This is a genomic window from Glycomyces sp. NPDC049804, from assembly GCF_040674615.1.
Classification (GTDB): Bacteria; Actinomycetota; Actinomycetes; order Mycobacteriales; family Micromonosporaceae; genus Glycomyces; species Glycomyces niveus.
In genome coordinates this window covers 1-18,400 of the sequence record NZ_JBFAMQ010000026.1, presented here as the reverse complement: position 1 = coordinate 18,400, position 18,400 = coordinate 1, and the positions used below count along the sequence as shown (strand labels likewise).

The following is an 18,400-nucleotide window of genomic DNA, read 5'->3' as shown; positions in this document are numbered from 1 at the left end:
TGGCCGAAGCGCGGTCGCGGGTTTCCTCGTTGGCAGGAGTGCGAAGCCATGGGAGATCGATGACGAGTCGTGGGCCCGGATCGGGCGCGGCACCGGCGTTCCCGACCCTCGGCAAGGTCCGCTGCTCAGATCTTGGCGGCGACGCCGAAACGGGCACCTGAGGGCGCGGCGATCTCGGCGAGGTTGCGGCCTGCGGACTCGTACGGGCCCTTGACGATTGCTCCGCCGAGCGCGACCGCGCGAGCAGTGGTCGCCTCGACCGAGTCGACCCCGTAGAACACGGTCCACCCCACAGGCGCCTCCTCGGAACTCACGCCGGCGAACGGGGCACTGGCTCCCGGTGCGCTTATGGAGGCAGCGGCGAGGGGTTCGTCCGCGTCCTCCCCTCCGCTGATCGTCCAGCCGAGCAGGCGCCGGTAGCAGTCGAGCGGACCGGTGAGGTCGGCCGCGGCGAACGTGTACCACACCGGTGCGTCCCGCACTCCCGATGCTTGCAGACCAGCGCCGTCGGAACGGATCTCGAAGAGTCCGAAGTGGAAGCCCGCCGGGTCTTCGAGGAGCGCGTATACCAAGTCCTCACCCACCGGCGAAGCGGGCATGACGACGGTGGCACCGAGTCCGATCGCGCGCGCAACGGCGTCCGCGCATTCGGCGACGCGGAAGTAGACCGTCCAGCGGCTGGGCACGCCCGGCAGAAACGCAGGCGACGCGCCTACGAGCCCGGCGATCGCCCGACCGCTCCCTCCGGTGTCGCCGAGGTGGAAGTCGACGTAGTACTCCACCTCAGCTCCGAAACCGACCGCGGACCAGCCGAACAGCCCTGTGTAGAAGTCGCGGTCGCGCCTGAAGTCGGTGGAGACCGAATCCACCCACGCAGGTGCGCCGTTCGGCATTGTCGCGGCCATGTTCGGCTCCTTCGTCGAGGATCGCTGCCCAGACCTTGCCACAGGCCACCGACACGTCAATGCGTTCTCGGCTGAAGTCCGCCACCGCTTCCCCGCCGGGGTCGGACCGTCCTAGGGGAGCGGGTCGCCGGGGCGGACCAGGCCGGTCTGGTAGGCGATGACGACGAGCTGGGCGCGGTCGCGGACGCCGAGCTTGGTCATGGCCCGGTTGACGTGGGTCTTCGCGGTGAGCGGCGAGAGGTAGAGCTTGGCGGCGATGTCGTCGTTGGAGAGGCCGTGGGCGGCGAGGGCGAGGACTTCGCGTTCGCGTTCGGTTAGGGCCGCAAGGGGTTCGGGGCTCGGGAGCGGGCCGGGCCCGTTCTGGCCGAGGAAGCGGCCGATCATGCCGCGGGTCGCCTTGGGCGACAGCAGCGCCTCCCCGCCCGCGACGACCCGGATGGCGCGCACGAGGTCGGCGGGCTCGACTCCTTTGCCGAGGAACCCGCTCGCGCCCGCGCGCAGGGCCAGGACCACGTTGTCGTCGTTCTCGAACGTGGTCAGGACGAGGACGCGCACGCCCGCGAGGTCCTCGTCGGCGGCGATCCGCTTCGTGGCCTCGATGCCGTCCACTTCGGGCATGCGGATGTCCATGAGGACGACGTCGGCGCGCTCGGAGCGGGCGAGCTCGACCGCTTCGCGGCCGTTCGCGGCCTCGCCGACGATCTCCAGATCCGGCTCGGAGCCGATGATCATGGAGAAGCCCGCGCGGATGAGCGCCTGGTCGTCGGCCAGCAGGACTCGGATGGTCACGGCGTCTCCTTCGCGGTGGCGGGCAGTTCGGCGTGGACGGCGAAGCGGCCGTCCACGGGTCCGGCGGTGACGGTGCCGCCCGCGGCGGCGGCGCGCTCGCGCATGCCGACCAGGCCGTACCCCGACCCGGTCGCCTCGGCGCCGTGGCCGATCGCGTTGCCGACGTCGATCGTGACCGCGCTCGGCGTGTACGCCACGTCGAGCGCGGCGCGGCCCGTGCCGTACTTGTGCGCGTTCGTCAGCGACTCCTGGACGATGCGGTACGCGGCCAGGTCGACCACGGCGGGCAGGTCGCGGACGGTGCCGCTCTGGCGGTGCTCGACCTGGAGCCCGGCGGCCGCGAACGAGTCGAGGAGTTCGGCGAGGCGCGCGAGGCCCCGGGTCGGCTCGGTGGGCGCGTCCGGCTCGTCCTCGCCGCGGAGCACCCCGACGACCGAGCCGAGCTCCTGCATCACCGTGTCGGCGGCGCGGCGGATGTGCGCGAGCGCGGGCCCGACCGCCTCGGGCCGGGTCCGCAGGACGTGCGCGGCGGCCCCGGCCTGCACGTTGATCACCGCGATGTGGTGGGCCACAACGTCATGGAGCTCCCGCGCGATGCGCAGCCGCTCCTCGGCGACGCGGCGGCGCGCCTCCTCCTCGCGGGACTCCTCGGCGCGGCGGGCCCGCTCCTCGACCGAGTCGATGTAGGCGCGGCGGCTGCGGGTCGCGTCCGCGACCGCGATGACCGCGATCGACCAGGCCGCGAACCCGAGATTGTCCGGCGCGGTCCAGGCGGCGTCGCCGAACAGCCCCGCCGCCACGTACATGGCCGCGATGCACGCGCCCGCCACCAGCCACGCCCGGCGCCGGTTCGTGCGCCGCGCGAACGTGTACCCGACGATGAACCAGGTCAACAGCAGCAGCGGATGACGGTTCCCGGTCGCCGCGATGATCCCCAGCAGCACCACGGTGTCGGCGATCAGGAGCCGCTCGGGCCAGCGCCGCCGCAGCGACAGGCACACCACCGCCGTCACGCCCACCATCACATGCACTGCGATCGGGAAGTCGATCTGGTCGGGACGGGGACCGTGCTCCCCCTTCTCGTCCCCGAGGAAGTAACCGAGGAAGAACAGCCCGGTGAACACGACCGAGAAGACCGCGTCGACGAGCGCCGCGTGCCTGCGCGTCCACGCCCGAACCTGCCCCCATGCCATGGCGAAATCGTATCCGCCCGCCTACACGCAGGTCATCGTCCGCACGCAGTAACGCCGGGCCGCGCGACTACCGCAACCGCAGTAGGCCAACGGCCCGCCGCCGGAGGACGACGATTACGACCGCCGGATCCGAGACTTGACCGCATGATCGAAGTACACGACCTCACCAAGCGCTACGGCGACAAGACCGCCGTCGACGGTCTCACCTTCACCGTCAAGCCCGGCATCGTCACCGGCTTCCTCGGCCCCAACGGCGCCGGGAAGTCCACCACCATGCGGATGATCCTCGGCCTCGACCGGCCGACCTCCGGCACCGCCACCGTCAACGGCCGGCCCTACGCCGACCACGCGGACCCGCTCCACCAGGCCGGCGCGCTCCTCGACGCGAAGGCCGTCCACACCGGACGGTCCGCGTACCGCCACCTGCACGCGCTGGCCGCCACCACGGGCATCCCGAAGTCCCGCGTCGACGAAGTGATCGACATCGTCGGCCTCCACCAGGTGTCCCGCAAGCGGGTCGGCGGGTTCTCGCTCGGCATGGGCCAGCGGCTCGGGATCGCCTCGGCGCTCCTCGGCGACCCCGACGTGGTCATCCTCGACGAACCCACCAACGGCCTCGACCCCGAAGGCGTGCTGTGGATCCGCAACCTCATGCGGGACCTCGCCGCGCAGGGCCGGACCGTGTTCGTCTCCTCGCACCTGATGAGCGAGATGGCGCTCACCGCCGAGCACCTGATCGTGATCGGCAAGGGCCGCATGATCGCCGACACCTCGGTGAGCGGCTTCATCGAGAACGCCGCCAACGAGAGCGTCCGCGTCCGCTCGCCCCACGCCAACGCCCTCCACGACCTCCTCGCCGGGCCCGGCGCGACCGTGCTCAGCGTCGACCGCGGCCTCTTCGAGGTCACCGGCCTCACCGCCGAGACCATCGGCGACCGCGCCGCCGCCGCCGGCATCGCCCTCCACGAACTCACCGTCGTCCGCCCCTCGCTCGAGGAGGCCTTCATGGAACTCACCAAGGACGCCGTCGAATACCAGTCCACGCTGATCGGAGAAGCACGATGACCACTGCAGCAACGCTCGAACCGGTCGGGGTCGCCGCCCGTCCCCGCAAGCGGGTCAGCCAGGCCCGCGTCGTAAAAAGCGAATGGATCAAGTTCTGGTCCGTGCGCTCCACCTGGATCACCCTGGTCGTCGGGGTCCTCCTGCTCGTCGGCTTCGGCCTCCTGGCCTCGTCGATGTTCGGCGACGGCTCCGAGCCGGGCGGTCCTCCCGGCAACGAGCCCACGGACCCGGTGAGCGCCAGTCTCACCGGCACGAACTTCGCGATGCTCGCGTTCGGCACCCTCGGAGTGCTGCTCATGGCCGGCGAGTACGGCACCGGCATGATCCGCTCCTCGGCCACGGCCGTCCCGAAGCGGCTCCCGGTGCTGTGGGCCAAGATCGCGGTCTTCAGCGCAGTGGTCTTCACCGTCGCGCTCGCCGGTGCCGCGGTCGTCTTCACCGCGGGCCAGGCCATCATCGGCGACAACGGCGCGTCCTGGTCCGATCCGGGCGTCGCCCGCGCCGTGATCGGCACCGCGGTCGTCCTGACCGGCTCGGGCCTGCTCGGCATCGGCCTCGGCGCGCTCATGCGCTCCACACCCGGCGCGATCACCACCCACTTCGGCGTCATGTTCCTGCTCAGCGGGATCGCGGCCCTGCTGATCCCCGAGAGCTGGAGCGACGTCGTGCGGTACCTGCCGCAGAGCGCCGCCAGCGCCTTCACCGAAGTGACCCAGCAGGAGGGCGACCTCTCCCCCTGGGCCGGGCTGAGCGTCTTCGCCGGCTACGTCGCCGCCCTGATCGGCGCGGCCGCCTGGCGCCTCAAGCGCTCCGACGTCTGACCGTGCAGACTGCACGCAACACCGGGAAACCGCTGTCGGCCGCGCTTTGGAGAGCGCGGCCGGCGGCGCCGTTCACCTTGGGCACCTAGGCTCGGGGCTGTGAACGAACCTCTCACCCTGCGCTGCCGCGCCGCGTTCGCACGCAAGCTCGCCGCCGTGGTCCTGCTCGGCTACTTCTCGATCGCCGTCCCGGTCTACCTGGTGCTCAACGGCAACGACGAAGGCATTATCGAGACGCTCCTCGGCGGCTGCCTCTACCTGGTCATCGCCGCCGCCGCCATCGGCAACGCCTTCGGTCTGCGCTGCAAGATGATCCTCGACGACGAAGGCGTCACCTTCGTCCAATCAGCGGGCGAGATCCGCCTCGCCTGGAACGAGATCACCGCCATAGAAGTCGGCGGCGACTCCCACACCTGGGAAGTCGAGGTCCGCACCGCGACCGCGAACCACCGGCCGAGCGCACTCAAATGCCTGCGCTGGTTCGGCAAGCCCAAGTCGCTGCGCCAAGCGGTCGAAACCCTGGAGCGCTACCGCGCCGCCGCCCACTAGGGCCGGGCGATACGCCGCTCGAGCTCCTTCGGCAGCGGATACACCCGCTCGGGCGGCAGCAGCCGCTGCGACTTCGCCGCGCCGCCCTTCCGGATCAGATCGGCGGCCTGGCGCACCCGCGGCGTGAGGTCGGTCAACTCCACGACCCACTCCTCGGCGAACGTCCGGATCAGATGGCGGCCCACCCCCACCTGGATCGAGTAGTGGTTGAGCGCCGCCCCGCGCGCCGACCGCTCCGGATCCCACTGCACATGCACCGCGGCATGCGCCAGCGCCGCCGGATCCCCGGTCGTGAGCACCGCTTCCCCGAGCGCCCTCTCCCAGCCCTCCCGGGTGATCCGCACGGCGAGGATGCGCTCCTGCCCGGACTTGCGCGCCCAGTTGCTGCGGTGCATCAGCCACAGGAACGACGGCTTGATCCACGTCATCCGGTTGAACGAGAACGGCGCGATGAACCGCCCGGCCCCCAGCGCCGCGTCGGCGATCGCCGACGAATACGCCTGGTACACCACGATGGTGCGGGCGTCGAAGTCGGCGCGGATCTCGTACTGGGAAGCCATGACCGCAGCCTGGCACCCCCACCGCCGCGCCGCAAACCGATATCCGTTGCGCCCGCCCGCGCCTCCCGGTAGGTTCCCCCGGTGACACCCGATCCGCGACTCCCCGTCGACCTCGACGCCCTGACCGACGCCTACCGGCTCGGCGAGATCCACGCGATCCGCTACCTGCCCGACGGCCGGATGAACCGGAACTGGAAGGTCGCCGCCGACCGCGGCCGCTTCGCCCTCAAGCACCTCACCGACCGCGACCCGGGCACCGTCCGCCGCAACCTCGAACTCCTCCGACACCTCGCCGCCAAAGGCATCCCCCTCGCCGCACCGATCGCGACCGCCGGCGGCGACCTCGTGTGCGAGACCGGCGGCAACCACTACTACCTGTGCGAATGGATCGAAGGCGAGCACGTCGGCGCGGAGATGAGCCTCGCGCAGGCCGAGCACATGGGCACCGTGATCGCCCGCGTCCACCGGGCGCTGGCCGATCCCGGACTCGGACTCCCTGCGCTGCAACCCGGCTCAGCGCCGGTCAACGACCCTGACGCCGCGCTCGCCGAAACCGGCCGCTTCCTCAAAGCCGCCGAGCGACCCGACCAGGACGGCTTCGACCGCGCCGCGGCCCCGGTGCTGCGACGCCGCCTCGACCTCATCGCCGCGAGCGCGCCGCTGCGCCCGGAGCCGGGAGTCGTGCCGGGACCGCACGGCTGGACGCACGGCGACTGCCAGGACTGGAACCTCATCTGGAGCGGCGACCGCGTCCGCGCCGTGATCGACTGGGACCGCATCCGCTTCGGCGCCTATGCGGAGGAACTGGTGCGGGCGGCGACCTGGCAGTTCAATGAGCCTGACGGCCGCATCGACCTCGCCAAGGTCGCAGCGTTCCTGGCCGGGTACCGCTCGGTGCAGCCGATCGACGGGGCGGCGCTGGCCGAGGCGGCGCGTCGGCGCTGGTGGAAGATGCTCTCCCACTGCTGGCACCTGGACTTCCACTACGACCGCGGCGACGGCTCCTGCGACGACCTCTTCTTCAGCGACGACCTCCTGATGTCCTGGTGGACAGCGAATCTCGACGCCGTCGAGGCGGCCTTCGGGGCCTGAGGCCCGGATGCGGCGCGGAGGTCCTCCCGTCTCGCGGGCGGACAATCCCCGCGGGCGGTCTCCGGGCGGGACAGGACCGCGGCGTCGCGCCGGATTGCGCGGCGGCCGGGCGAGACCGGTTGCGCCGTCGGGTGGACGAGCATGGCCGTCGCGGTCGTCTCGGCGCCGGTTCATCTCGCCCCGGCGTCGAGCGACTGGGATCGGCAGCCCGCCTGGACGGCGGCCGCGATGGCGTCGCGGATCGGGCGTGGACCGGCCGGAAGGAGGGCGCGCAGGTCCGTGTGCGAGGCCTCGGCCCATCCGGCCTTGATGTTGGCGAAGATCGAGATCGTGTGGGTGGCCTGGTACGGCAGAAGTCCGGTGCCCTGCAGGCCCGCCCGTGCCTCCGAAAGCGACGCTGAGCGGTACTCGACGGGGCGGCCGAGCGATGCGGCCAGCGCTTCGGCGAGCTCGTCCCCGCCGACGGCGGCCGGGCCTTCGAGCTCGTAGGTCCGGTCCGCGTGGCGGCTCCGAGTGCCGGTCGAGAGGTCGCGGTCGGATTCGGCGGCGACGCGGACCGCGGCGTCGGCCAGGTCCTCCTTGGCTACGACCGACATCCGCCCCTCGCCGAACGGGGCCGCGAAGACGCCGGTCGCCGCGGCGGCCGCCGCCCCGGCCACGGCGAGACCGACGGGGATCTCGGTGTAGAGGCCGTTGCGGAGGATCGTGACATCGAACGGCGCCTTGGCGAGGCGCTCCTCGGTCCAGCGGTGCGGGAGCGCGATGGTCATGCGCTCGCCGGAGGCCGCAAGGCTGGTGTAGACCACGTGCTTCACCCCGGCCGCGGCGGCGGCGCCGAGGACCGCTCCGTGGCGGTCCAGGACGACGTCGTCTTCGGCGTATCCGGCCGAGATGAAGAGCAGGACGTCGACGTCCTTGAAGCCCTCGGAGAGGGACGCGGGGTCGTCGAAGTCGATGCGCCGGGCCGCGACGCCGTCGCCGCCGCGCGTTCCGGCCACGACCTTGACGTCGTCGATATCGTTGAGGCCCTTGAGGATGAGGCTGCCAAGGCCGCCGGTCGAGCCGGTCACGAGAATCATCGGGGTGCTCCTTGCGCGGTAGGGTTCGGGTGCAGTCCGAGTATCGGCGGGAGACTGCGGTTCCGAAAGGAGGCACTTCGGTGTCAGCCACGAACACGGCGGTAAGCACCCAGGTCGCGGCCCCTGATCCCCACGGCCCCTGTGGCGACGACGACTGCGGGATCCGGGACGTGCTCGACCGGTTGGGCGACAAGTGGAGTGTGCTCGTCGTCGTGGAGCTCGCGAAGGGCGTGCGCCGCTTCCGAGAGCTCGAGCGGGCCATCCCGGGCATCTCGCAGCGCATGCTCACGCTGACCACGAAGCGCCTGTGGCGCGACGGCCTGGTCGAGCGCACCGTGCACCCGACGATCCCGCCGCAGGTCGAATACCGGCTCACGCCGACGGGGCGCAGCCTGGCGGGCGTCATCACGGGCCTCGCCGACTGGTCGCGCGAGCACAAGGACGCCATCGCGACCGCTCGCGCCGACTGGGACGCCGAGCACGAGCCGTTGTAGCGGCCCTTGGCCGCGGGGTCGTCCAGCCAAGGGCCGCTCGTCTCACGCCACGGGCAGGAAGACCCGCATAGCTGTGCTCCCTCGCCCGGCCCAGCGGTGGTACGGGATGAGCCGGAGATCCGTCTCCGGCACAACCGCTCTGGGCCGCATGGCAGACCGGTACGGGAGCCCCGATGTGGCGAGTCCGGGACCCGAGCTCGCGCGGACGACCGCGCCGTCCGCTTCGAGGCGGGGCGGGTGCGCCGGGTCGACGCGCAGGGACTCGATCACGTGCCCTTCGGGGAGGTCGATCGACTCCACGCAGAGGACCAGGGGTCCTCGTTCGACTGCGACGCAGCCGCGCACGGCGTCGATGCGATCGTCGGGCCAGGTGAAGCGCGGTGCGACCGGCAGATCGAGCACCACGGTCGCGCCTGGCCTGAGCGGCGCGTGGACGATCGCCCAGCCGGGTTCGACCGCGGCGGTGGTCGAGTCGGCGGTCAGCGTTGCGCCTTCGGCCCAGTTCGGGACGCGGAGCCGCAGTTCGACCGGTCCGGGCGGGGCCGCGAGGACCTCGATGCGGATCGCACCGGTCTTCGGGTACGCGGTGGTGATCCGCAGTGCCAGCGCTGCGCCGCCGACGGCGATGCGCATGTCGCCGTTGGCGTACTGGAGCAGGGTTACCTGGTCGCCGTCGACCGAGGCGGCGTAGGCCTGCCAGCTCGCGAGGGTGCGGGCCAGGTTGGTCGGGCAGCAGGAGACGTCGAACCAGGGCGCGCGGACGCCGCCTTCGGCGCGCGGGTTGACGTCGTCGGGGCGCATGGCCGCTGCGGCGCTGCGCTGGTGGAGCGGGTTCGCGTAGAAGAAGGCCTTGCCGTCTTCGGAAGGGGAGGCGGCGATGACGTTGTAGAAGGTGCGTTCCATCAGGTCCGCGTACTTCACGTCGCCGGTCGCGAGGTAGAGCCGCCAGGACACCATGTTCGAGGCGATGCCGGCGCAGGTCTCGCAGTAGGCGCGGTCGGGCGGGAGTTCCCAGTCCTCGCCGAAGCCCTCGTCCTGGTGCCGGGAGCCCATGCCGCCGGTGAGGTAGGTGCGGCGTTCGACGCTGCTCCCCCATTGGCGCGCGACGGCGTCGAGCAGTCCGGTGTCGCGGGTGTCGACGGCGACGTCCACGGCTCCGGCGGCGAGGTAGAGCGCTCGCACCGCGTGGCCGCGCCAGGCGTCGGCTTCGCGGACCGGGATGTCGTCCTGGAAGTAGGAGGCGTCGAGGAGGGTGACGGGTCTGAGGGTGCCGCGGCCGCGGCGTTCGATGAAGAGGCGGGCCTGTTCGGTGTAGCGGGGTTCGCGCAGGGCGCGGCCGAATTCGGCGAGGCCGACTTCGATTTCGGGGTGGCCGCAGATGCCGTCGCGCCCGTCCGGGCCGAACGTCCGGCAGACCTCGTCGGCGGCGCGGCGGGCGACCTCGACGAGCTTGTCCTCGCCGACCGTGCGCAGGCGCGCGACGGCGGCCTGCAGCAGGTGGCCGGTGCAGTACAGCTCATGGCCGGAGGACAGGTCGGTGTACCGGTCCGCTTGGCCCGCATGGCCGTAGCAGGTGTTCAGGTACCCGTCGTCGTCCTGCGCGGCGGCGACGCGTTCGGTGAGGGCGGTGAGGGCCTCGTCGGCCCAGGCTTCGCCGGTGCGCCCGTGCTCCCAGGCCAGCGCCTCCATGAGCTTGTAGATCTCGGAGTCGGAGAACTGCCAGCCGGGCCGTTCGCCGCCGGTGTCGCTGCGGGCGACGCGGTCGAAGTTCGCGATCCAGCCGAGCCGTTCCATCCAGTCCAGGCAGTGCCGGAGGGTGGCGGCGGTGTTGGTGTCCTGCAGGCCGCCCCAGAAGCCGCCGTCGAGGCGGAATTCGCCGAGGCCGAGGCCCCGCGGGCCGCCGGGCGGGTCGACGGGGACGGTCGCGGTGTCGTCGAGCACTGGTTCAGTCCTTCACGGCTCCGGCGGTCACGCCGGCGGCCACATAGCGTTGGGCGACGACCAGGAGGATCGCCGCGGGGAGCGACGCGACGACGGCGGTGGCCATGATCGCGTTCCACTGTGTCGTGTTGTTGCCGATGTACTGGTAGATGCCGAGGGTGATCGGGACGTACTCGCTGGAGCGGCTGAGGGTCGAGGCGAAGATGAAGTCCGACCAGGCCCACAGGAACGCGAAGAGCGAGACGGTGAGCGTCGAGTTGCGGCTCACCGGGAGGATGATCCTGGTGAAGGTGCCCCAGGCGCCGGCGCCGTCGACGCGGGCGGCCTGGATGAGCTCCTTGGGGATGCCCGCCATGAAGGTCGTGTACAGCAGGACGCCGAACGGCACGGCCACAGTGGAGTCGGCGATGATGAGTCCCCATACGGTGTTCAGCATGCCGAGGCGCACGTAGATGGCGTAGAAGCCCATGGCCATGACGACCGCGGGGATCATCTGGGCGACCAGGAGCAGGAAGTTCAGCGCCCGCCCGCCGCGCAGGTTGAGGATCGCGAGCGCGTACCCGGCCGGTGCGGCGATGACGATGGTGAGCAGGACGCAGCCGGCGCCGATGGCGAGGCTGGTGCCGAGGGCCGGGAGCTGCTGGGCCAGCGCGGATTCGAACCCTTCGAGGGTGGGGTGGGCGGGGAACCAGTTGGTCTGGCGCAGTTCGCCGGTGGGTGTGAGGGAGACGTTCACCATCCAGTAGACGGGGAACAGCATGACGGCGGTGAAGACGAGGCCGAGGCCGGTCTTCCACCATGCCCTTGACGCGGTCATCGTGGTGCTCCGTTCCGCTGGATGCGCAGGTGGACGAAGCCGAAGACGAGCGCGATGACGATGAGCAGGTTGCCGATCGCGGCGGCGGGCGAGAAGTCGGGCTGCCCGGTGCCGAAGGCTTCGCGGTAGGACCACACGGCGAGGGTGAGCGAGGCGTCGCCGGGGCCGCCGGTGGTCATGATCCAGATGACGTCGACGACTTTGAGGGTGTAGATGAATCCGAGGAGGAGGGTGATGGCGGAGACGGGGCGCAGCAGGGGCAGTGTGATGTGCCAGAACTGCTCCCGCGCGTTCGCGCCGTCGAGCGAGGCGGCCTCGTAGGTCTCGGACGGGATCTGCTGGAGTCCTGAGTAGAGGATCACCAGGTTGAAGGGGATGCCGAGCCAGATGTTGGCGATGATGACGGCGGTGAGCGCGGTGTCGGGCGAGGTGAGCCAGTTGACCTGCTGCCCGCCGAAGGCCTCGATCACGGAGTTGACGATGCCGTTCTCGCTGTTGAGCATCCATGCCCATGTCGATGAGGAGACGATGAGCGGCAGGAGCCACGGCACGAGGAACAGGGCGCGGAGCACGCCCGAGAGGCGGAAGTTGTTGCGGAAGAACACCGCGAGCGCGAGCCCGATCGCGTACTGAAACGCGATGGAGACGACGGTGAACAGCGCGGTGTTGAGCACGGCGGTGCCGAAGGAGTCCGAGCCGAAGACCTCCGCGTACTTCGCGAAGCCCGCGAATTCGGGGTCGCCCTGCACGAAGGCGCGCACCGTGTAGTCGTGGACGCTGAGCTCGATGTTGCGCCACAGCGGGTACGCGTAGAAGACGAGCAGGTAGGCGAGGAGCGGCGCGGCGAAGCCGAGGGCGGTCCAGCGTGAGGCCCCTCGGGGCCGGCGGCGGGCGCCCGGGCCGGGTGCGGCGGGCCTGGGGCCCGCCGCACCGGTGCCGGACGCACGCCCGGTCGTGGTGACCGAGGTCGTGGTCATGGCGTCTCCGTCTTATTCGGTGGCCGCGGCCGCGTCGGCCTGCGCCTGGGCCAGGGCGTCGGCCGGGGTGGCCGCGCCGGAGAGGGCGTTCTGGACGGCGGTCCAGAGCGCCTCGGAGATGATCGGGTAGTCGGTGCCGAGGTTGTCGCTGGTGCGGCCCTTGGCGCCGCGGACGGCGTCGACCCACGGCTGGAGTTCGGGCTGCGCTTCGAGGAGCGCGGCCTGGCCGTCGGCCGTCGGCGGGATGTAGTACGCGAAGGTGGTGGCGGTCTCGACGAACCCTTCGGGGGTGGTCATGCACTCCACGATCTGGCGGGTGACGTCGTACCGCTCGGTGTCGGTCTGGACGGGGGCGACGATGAACTCGCCGCCGGTGGGGGCCGGTGCGGTGCCGCCGTTCTGGGCGGGCAGCGGCATGACGCCGGTGGCGAAGCCGGCTTCGGCGGCGCTGTTGACCTGCCAGGTGCCGTTGACGGCGAAGGCGTACTCGCCGGTCAGGAACTCTTCCCAGGTGGTGTTCTGGGAGTTGGTGATGACGGAGTCGGGCGCGTAGCCCGCGTCGAGCCAGCCGGTCCACAGTTCGAGGGCGGCGACGGCTTCGGGCGAGTCGAGCTGGCGGAGGTCGGCGCCGGCGCCCCAGAACCAGGGCAGGAACTGGAAGGAGCCTTCCTCGGTGCCGATGCCGGCGAAGGTGATGCCCTTGGCGCCGTTATCGGTAACTTGCGCGAGCGCGGCCGTGAGCGAGGCCCAGTCGGTGACGGAGGCCGGGTCGACGCCGGCGGCGGTGAGCACGTCGGCGTTGTAGTAGAGCGCGAGCGTGTTGGCGCCCACGGGGATGCCGTAGGTCTGGTCGTCGACGGCGCCGGCCGCGAGCAGGTTCTCGTCGACGCCGGAGACGTCGAGCCCCAGTTCGTCCACCGTGGTCAGCATCCCGGTGTCGGCGAGCGTGGAGACGGCCGGGTTGTCGAGGAGGATCACGTCGGGGCTGGTGCCCTCCTGGGCGGAGAGCAGCGCCTGGTTGGTGAGGGCGGTGGTGTCGAACGGGGTGCGTTCGATGGTCACGCCGGCCGCGTCGCCGCAGGCGGCGACGCGCTCGGCCCAGTCGGAGTCCTCGGCGTGCTGGGGGTAGGGGTCCCACCAGGTGTAGGTGTCGGCGTCCTGGTCGGTGCCGCCGCCGGACGAGCAGGCGGTGGCGAGGGCCAGGGCGGCGCAGGCGGCGCCTGCGGCCGCGGCCTTGACGAGGGGTCTTCCTTGTTGCATTTCGTGTTCCTCCTTGAACAGTTGCGGTGCTTGAGGGATGGGTTACTGCCGGGTCTCGGCCGCCGCGGGGCGGGACGTGCTGCCCCGGTCGACGAGTTCGGGGTTGACGAACCGCACCACGTACGGGTCGCCTTCGGGGATCTGCTGCTCGATGCGGCGCACGAGCTGGCGTACGGCCATGCTGCCCAGGCGGTCCGGGGCGCTCTCGATCGAGGAGTAGGGCAGGGAGAAGGTGCGCGCGAACTCGTCGGAGTACCGGCCGATGACCGAGAGGTCGGCGGGGGATTCGAGGCCGCGGGAGCGCATGACGGTGGGGAGCGCGGCGGCGGCGGCCTCGTTGTTGAGGAGCAGGCCGGTCGCGCCGGGGTGGGCGTCGAGGACGGCGTGCAGGTCGCGGCCGATGTCGGGCTGGGTGGCGGCGCCGAAGACGGTGTGGAGGGTGACGCCGCGCTTGGCGGCGGTCTCGACGGCGGCGTTCTGGAGGCGCCAGACGTAGGCGCCGCCGCGTTCGACGACGTGCTCGGGCTGGGAGACGAGGATGACTTCGCGGTGGCCGAGGCGGGCGAGGTGCTCGACCATGAACCGGCCGGCCTCTTCGAAGTCGAGGTCGAAGACGTCGACGCCGGTGCAGTCGCGCGGGAGGCCGACGAGCGCGCCGGGCTGCGCGGCGGCGCGGAGCACGGGGAGGCGGTCGTCGTCTTCGGCGACGTTGAGGAGGACGACGCCGTCGACCATGCGGGAGTCGGTGATGCGTTTGAGGGCGCTGCGGCCGTCGGCGTCGGTGCTGAGCAGGATGTCGTAGCCGAGGTCGCGGGCGGTGTCGGTGACGCCTTGGAGGTACTGGAGCATCGCGGGCGCGAACTCGTCGGGGAGGAACTGGGCGAGGAGGCCGATGACGTTCGACCGCGAGGTGGCGAGGGCGCGGGCGCCGGCGTTGGGGGTGTAGCCGAGTTCCTTGGCGGCCTGGCGGACCCGCGTCCGCACTTCGTCGGAGACGGCGCGCTTGCCGGTCATCGCGTACGACGCGGTCGAGCGGGCCACGCCCGCGGCGCGGGCGACGTCGCCGATGTTGACCATGTGCTCTCTCCTCCGAACCGGTTCGATCGTCGGGTTGATTGTCGAACCGGTTCGGAGCATAACCCGGTGACACGCCTGACGCAAGTGACCGATGTTGATGTTTCCCGTGTATACGCCTTTGTTATATCGAAGATCTTGCATCGAACGGGGTTCGAAACTAGCGTCGGACCTCCATTGTCATGTCGAACCGGTTCGACCTTTCGACTAGGAGCACTCATGCCATCCACCCTCAGAAAAGTCGCGACGCGGGCGGGCGTGATCGCGTTCGCCCTCGGCGCGGTGATCGCGGGGACCGCGGTCCCGTCCCAGGCCGCGGGGCTCACGCTCACGGTGAACATCGCCGATGTCGTGCGCCCGGCCACGCAGGTGGCCGCGGGCGGCCTCTACGGCGTCGGCTCCGATTCGCAGCCGACCACCGCGATGCTGCTGCCGCTCAACCCGACCAGCTTCACGCAGCCCGCGCCGGGCACGACGCACCTGGGCAACGGCGCGACCGAGCCGTGCTGCGACTCGCTCGACGTGGGCGACAACCTCATCCGGGCCGGCGCGCAGCAGTTCATCCGCATGCCCGACATCTACCCGTCCTTCCCCTACCAGTGGCAGGGCTGGGCGGACTGGGAGTCGAAGGTGCGTCAGCAGGTCCAGGCCCGGCTGGCCGAGACCGACATGACGAACATCCACGGCTGGGAGCTGTGGAACGAGCCGGACTGGACGTGGAACACCAGTGCCGCGGGGTCGTTCAACGAGGGCTGGGCGCGCACGTACAAGCTCGTCGACTCGCTCGACCCGGTGACGCCGATCGTGGGCCCGAGCTGGTCATGGTACGACCACGACCGGATGCTGTCGTTCATGACGCACGCCAAGAACACGAACACCGTGCCGGACGTGATCGTGTGGCACGAGCTGGGCGACATGGACTGGAACAGCTTCGACGAGCACGTCGCCGACTACCGGGCGATCGAGGACTCGCTGGGGATCGCGGACCGGCCGATCGCGATCAACGAGTACAACAGCCTCAACCAGATGGACATCCCCTCCGTCGCGCTGCACTGGATGGCGGTGCTGGAGCGGCACGGCGCGCGCGAGGCGCACCGCGCCTACTGGTTCGAGGCGGGCACGTTCGACGGCCTGTTCACGCTGCAGAACCAGCCGACGGCCTCGTACTGGCTGTACCGCTGGTACGGCGCGATGACGGGCAACATCGTGGAGACCACCCCTCAGTCCTGGTTGGACGGTGTGGCTTCCTATGACTCGACCCGGAAGATCGTGAACACGGTCTTCGGCGGCGACTCGGGGAACAACACGGTCCGCGTCGAAGGGCTCGGCTCGTTCGGTTCGCAGGTGCAGGTGCAGCTCTTGTCGACCCCGGGCTCGGGCCGGCACACGGCGGTGGCGGCGCCGACCGCGATCTCGACCACGACGATGGCGGTGTCGAACGGCGCGGTCTCGGTGCCGGTCGGCAACATGAGCGCCGAGGCCGCCTACCAGCTGATCGTCACGCCCGTGGGCGGTCCGACGACCTCGTGGCAGCAGGTGTACGAGGCGGAGAACCAGACCGTGGTGAACGCGCAGACGCGCGGTTCGAGCGGCGCGTCGAACGGCTACTACGTGGGCGGCATCGACGGCAGCGCCGACATGCGCTCGCAGTCCTTCGTGGACTTCACGGTGAACGTGCCCACCGCCCGCTCGTACACGATGACCATCCGGTACGCGAACGGCACGGGTGCGAACTCGACGCACGGCCTGGCCTACAACGGCAGCGCCTGGTCCACAGTGACCTATCCGCCGACGGCGGGCTGGGGCCAGTTCGGCACGGTGAATGTCACGGTGAACTTGAAGGCGGGCTACAACGTGATCCGCCTGGCGAAGGGCTCGCCGTACTTCAGCGGCGGCACCGGCTACGCCGAGCTGGACAACGTCACCATCACCTGATCGAGAACCGAGAGAGACGGGCCGGGCCGACACAAGGCCCGGCCTGAATCTGTATGCGGCCGTTCTCGGCCGGGGTTCAAGCGGCGGCGACAAAGGGGGTCACATTTCGCTTTGCCTGCATGCGGCCGTCTGGTCGGATGCCTTCGAGGTTCAATCGGGCAGCGATAAAAGGGTCTGGGCGGCCTCGGCCGGTAGTGCGGCTGCCAGCCCTGATTCGGACGCGGTTCAGGCGGGCAGCGACAACGAGGCAGCGCCACACTGGGGCCACCATTCCGGCCGCCAGCCCCGATCCGGACGCGGTTCAAGCGGGCAGCGACAACGAGGCAGCACCAGATCGAGGCGCTGTTCCGGCTGCCAGCCCTGATTCGGACGCGGTTCAGGCGGGCAGCGACAAAAGGGTCTGAGGGAGGCGCGGGTTTGCAGTGCGGCCGCCAGGCAGCGCGCGCCTCCCCGCGATTCACCCTGGGCCGCAGCGGGTCCGGCGCGCCTCGTGAGTGTCCCTCATGGATAAATCACCCCTTTGAGTGATGACACCGATACGCTCGCCTGTCATCATTGAATTACGAACACGCAAGCGAAAACAAGCAGTCCATTCGAGAACAGTGGAAGGAGGCGAGCCCCCGATGAACAGCTGCACCCACACCCACACCCCGGGCTCCGAACGCGCCGCCGCTATCCGCTCCGCTCTCGATGACGCCGCCTCTTTGATCAACGCCCAGCACGCCCAGGTCCTCTCCTCGGTGATCGAGATGAAGGAGCAGGGCCTGCACCGCTCGGCGTTCGGGTTCTCCGCCCTGCGGGATCTGTTGGTCTCCCAGTTCGACTTCCACAACCGCACCGCCGCCGACATCGCGGCCATCGCCCGCCTGTCAGGCAAGTTCCGCCTCCTGACCCAAGCGGCGGTGTCCGGGACAGCGAGGATCGACCAGGTCGCCTACGCTATCCGCCAGCTCGAGCAGACCCCGGCCATGCGCCTGTTCGCCCGCACCCCCTTCCAGACCCCGGCCCCCTCCCCCTTCGACCCTGAGACCCTGTGTGCGACGCCTGAGGCCATGGTCGCCCAGTACTGCGCGCACGCCACCTTCACCGAGCTGCGCCGTCACCTCGATGAACTCTGGGCCTCGATCGCCGAAGCGACCGAACTGTTCGATGCACTGGGCGAGCAGTCGATGCAGCGCCTCGAACTCACCCCGCAGGGCAACGGCATGTGGGCTCTGGAAGGCCAACTGTGCGAGGCGACCGGCCGCCTGCTCGACAAGTACCTGAAGACCGCCTGCCCGCCACCCCGCCAAGAAGACCAGGAGAGCGAGGACGAGGACGCCGACGGTGGGGGTCTGCTGCCCGCGCAGGCCAACCGCAATGCCGAGGCTCTCCATCAGCTCCTTGCCGGGTACGGGTCCTCCCCGCAGGCCGCGACCCGCCACGGCCACACCGCCACCCTCGACCTGACCGTGGATATCGAGACCCTGCAGGGCAAGGACACCGGCCGCCTGCCCCTCCTCGAGGGCCAGCCCATCTCGGTCGCCCGCGCCCGCCTCCTGGCCTGCGAAGCCGCCATCATCCCCTCGGTCTTCGACTACGCCAAGGGCGAAGCGGTCGAACTGGGCCGTGCTGAGCGCCTGCCGAATGCGGCCCTGCGCCGCAAGCTCGAACTCGAACAGAGCGAGGGCTGCGCTTGGCAGGGCTGTGACCGGCCGGTGGCATGGACTGAAGCGCACCACATCCAGCATTGGGCCGATGGCGGGCCGACCACGGCTGAGAACCTGATCCTGCTGTGCCGGTTCCACCACGGCCGCATCCACACTGCGGGCTGGAGCGTGGAGAAGACCGGCCCCGGACAAGCGGTCAT

General features: G+C 70.5%; 17 protein-coding genes. 7 read left to right on the top strand and 10 right to left on the bottom strand.

The window, feature by feature from the left end; translation table 11 throughout:
* Positions 1 to 125: 125 nt before the first annotated feature.
* From AB0K52_RS24500 to AB0K52_RS24490, 3 genes are all read right to left on the bottom strand, one after another.
* Positions 126 to 905 carry a VOC family protein gene (locus tag AB0K52_RS24500; RefSeq protein ID WP_363536767.1) on the bottom strand — a complete coding sequence of 260 codons (780 nt, stop codon included), beginning with the start codon at positions 903 to 905 and terminating at the stop codon, positions 126 to 128.
* Between the two features lie 111 nt (positions 906 to 1,016).
* Positions 1,017 to 1,694 (bottom strand): response regulator transcription factor, encoded by a 678-nt coding sequence (locus tag AB0K52_RS24495; protein WP_363536764.1) that lies wholly within the window; start codon positions 1,692 to 1,694, stop codon positions 1,017 to 1,019.
* A complete protein-coding gene (locus tag AB0K52_RS24490) occupies positions 1,691 to 2,887 on the bottom strand; it encodes a histidine kinase (protein ID WP_363536761.1) in 1,197 nt (398 codons plus the stop codon). Before AB0K52_RS24490 ends, AB0K52_RS24495 begins: the two co-directional genes overlap by 4 nt.
* A gap of 144 nt (positions 2,888 to 3,031) precedes the next feature.
* Here AB0K52_RS24490 and AB0K52_RS24485 point away from each other — a divergent pair, with 144 nt between their 5' ends.
* The 3 genes from AB0K52_RS24485 to AB0K52_RS24475 all read left to right on the top strand — a co-directional run bounded on the left by AB0K52_RS24485 (position 3,032) and on the right by AB0K52_RS24475 (position 5,322).
* Positions 3,032 to 3,952 carry an ABC transporter ATP-binding protein gene (locus AB0K52_RS24485; protein ID WP_363536759.1) on the top strand — a complete coding sequence of 307 codons (921 nt, stop codon included), beginning with the start codon at positions 3,032 to 3,034 and terminating at the stop codon, positions 3,950 to 3,952.
* Complete coding sequence (locus AB0K52_RS24480; protein ID WP_363536756.1) at positions 3,949 to 4,773, top strand: ABC transporter permease; 825 nt, start codon at positions 3,949 to 3,951, stop codon at positions 4,771 to 4,773. The genes AB0K52_RS24485 and AB0K52_RS24480 overlap by 4 nt, the downstream gene beginning before the upstream one ends.
* Before the next feature lie 99 nt (positions 4,774 to 4,872).
* Positions 4,873 to 5,322: a hypothetical protein gene (locus tag AB0K52_RS24475; RefSeq protein WP_363536754.1), complete on the top strand. Its 450-nt coding sequence runs from the start codon at positions 4,873 to 4,875 to the stop codon at positions 5,320 to 5,322.
* Here AB0K52_RS24475 and AB0K52_RS24470 read toward each other — a convergent pair.
* Positions 5,319 to 5,882, bottom strand: a complete 564-nt coding sequence (locus AB0K52_RS24470; RefSeq protein ID WP_363536751.1) for a DUF4291 domain-containing protein — start codon at positions 5,880 to 5,882, stop codon at positions 5,319 to 5,321. The two genes, AB0K52_RS24475 and AB0K52_RS24470, sit on opposite strands and share 4 nt — an antisense overlap.
* Positions 5,883 to 5,963: 81 nt before the next feature.
* On the opposite strand from AB0K52_RS24470, the gene AB0K52_RS24465 reads away from it, so the two are divergent.
* A complete protein-coding gene (locus AB0K52_RS24465; RefSeq protein ID WP_363536748.1) occupies positions 5,964 to 6,974 on the top strand; it encodes a phosphotransferase in 1,011 nt (336 codons plus the stop codon).
* Between the two features lie 170 nt (positions 6,975 to 7,144).
* On the opposite strand, the gene AB0K52_RS24460 is transcribed toward AB0K52_RS24465, so the two are convergent.
* Positions 7,145 to 8,053: an NmrA family NAD(P)-binding protein gene (locus AB0K52_RS24460; protein ID WP_363536745.1), complete on the bottom strand. Its 909-nt coding sequence runs from the start codon at positions 8,051 to 8,053 to the stop codon at positions 7,145 to 7,147.
* Positions 8,054 to 8,133: 80 nt separating this feature from the next.
* Here AB0K52_RS24460 and AB0K52_RS24455 point away from each other — a divergent pair, with 80 nt between their 5' ends.
* Positions 8,134 to 8,547 (top strand): helix-turn-helix domain-containing protein, encoded by a 414-nt coding sequence (locus AB0K52_RS24455; RefSeq protein WP_363536742.1) that lies wholly within the window; start codon positions 8,134 to 8,136, stop codon positions 8,545 to 8,547.
* 42 nt (positions 8,548 to 8,589) lie between these two features.
* Here AB0K52_RS24455 and AB0K52_RS24450 read toward each other — a convergent pair whose 3' ends face one another.
* The 5 genes from AB0K52_RS24450 to AB0K52_RS24430 are packed head-to-tail and all read right to left on the bottom strand — an operon-like array spanning position 8,590 to position 14,619.
* Positions 8,590 to 10,488: a beta-L-arabinofuranosidase domain-containing protein gene (locus tag AB0K52_RS24450; RefSeq protein ID WP_363536739.1), complete on the bottom strand. Its 1,899-nt coding sequence runs from the start codon at positions 10,486 to 10,488 to the stop codon at positions 8,590 to 8,592.
* 4 nt (positions 10,489 to 10,492) lie between these two features.
* Positions 10,493 to 11,305 carry a carbohydrate ABC transporter permease gene (locus tag AB0K52_RS24445; RefSeq protein ID WP_363536736.1) on the bottom strand — a complete coding sequence of 271 codons (813 nt, stop codon included), beginning with the start codon at positions 11,303 to 11,305 and terminating at the stop codon, positions 10,493 to 10,495.
* Positions 11,302 to 12,282 (bottom strand): sugar ABC transporter permease, encoded by a 981-nt coding sequence (locus AB0K52_RS24440; protein WP_363536733.1) that lies wholly within the window; start codon positions 12,280 to 12,282, stop codon positions 11,302 to 11,304. The genes AB0K52_RS24445 and AB0K52_RS24440 overlap by 4 nt, the downstream gene beginning before the upstream one ends.
* Before the next feature lie 12 nt (positions 12,283 to 12,294).
* Positions 12,295 to 13,542 (bottom strand): extracellular solute-binding protein, encoded by a 1,248-nt coding sequence (locus tag AB0K52_RS24435; RefSeq protein ID WP_363536730.1) that lies wholly within the window; start codon positions 13,540 to 13,542, stop codon positions 12,295 to 12,297.
* Between the two features lie 42 nt (positions 13,543 to 13,584).
* Positions 13,585 to 14,619, bottom strand: coding sequence for a LacI family DNA-binding transcriptional regulator (locus AB0K52_RS24430; RefSeq protein ID WP_363536727.1), 1,035 nt, complete (start codon positions 14,617 to 14,619; stop codon positions 13,585 to 13,587).
* 216 nt (positions 14,620 to 14,835) lie between these two features.
* On the opposite strand from AB0K52_RS24430, the gene AB0K52_RS24425 reads away from it, so the two are divergent.
* Complete coding sequence (locus tag AB0K52_RS24425) at positions 14,836 to 16,551, top strand: hypothetical protein (protein ID WP_363536724.1); 1,716 nt, start codon at positions 14,836 to 14,838, stop codon at positions 16,549 to 16,551.
* A 623-nt stretch (positions 16,552 to 17,174) separates the two neighbouring features.
* A partial coding sequence (locus AB0K52_RS24420; RefSeq protein ID WP_363536721.1) for a DUF222 domain-containing protein occupies positions 17,175 to 18,400 on the top strand: 1,226 nt, incomplete at its 3' end.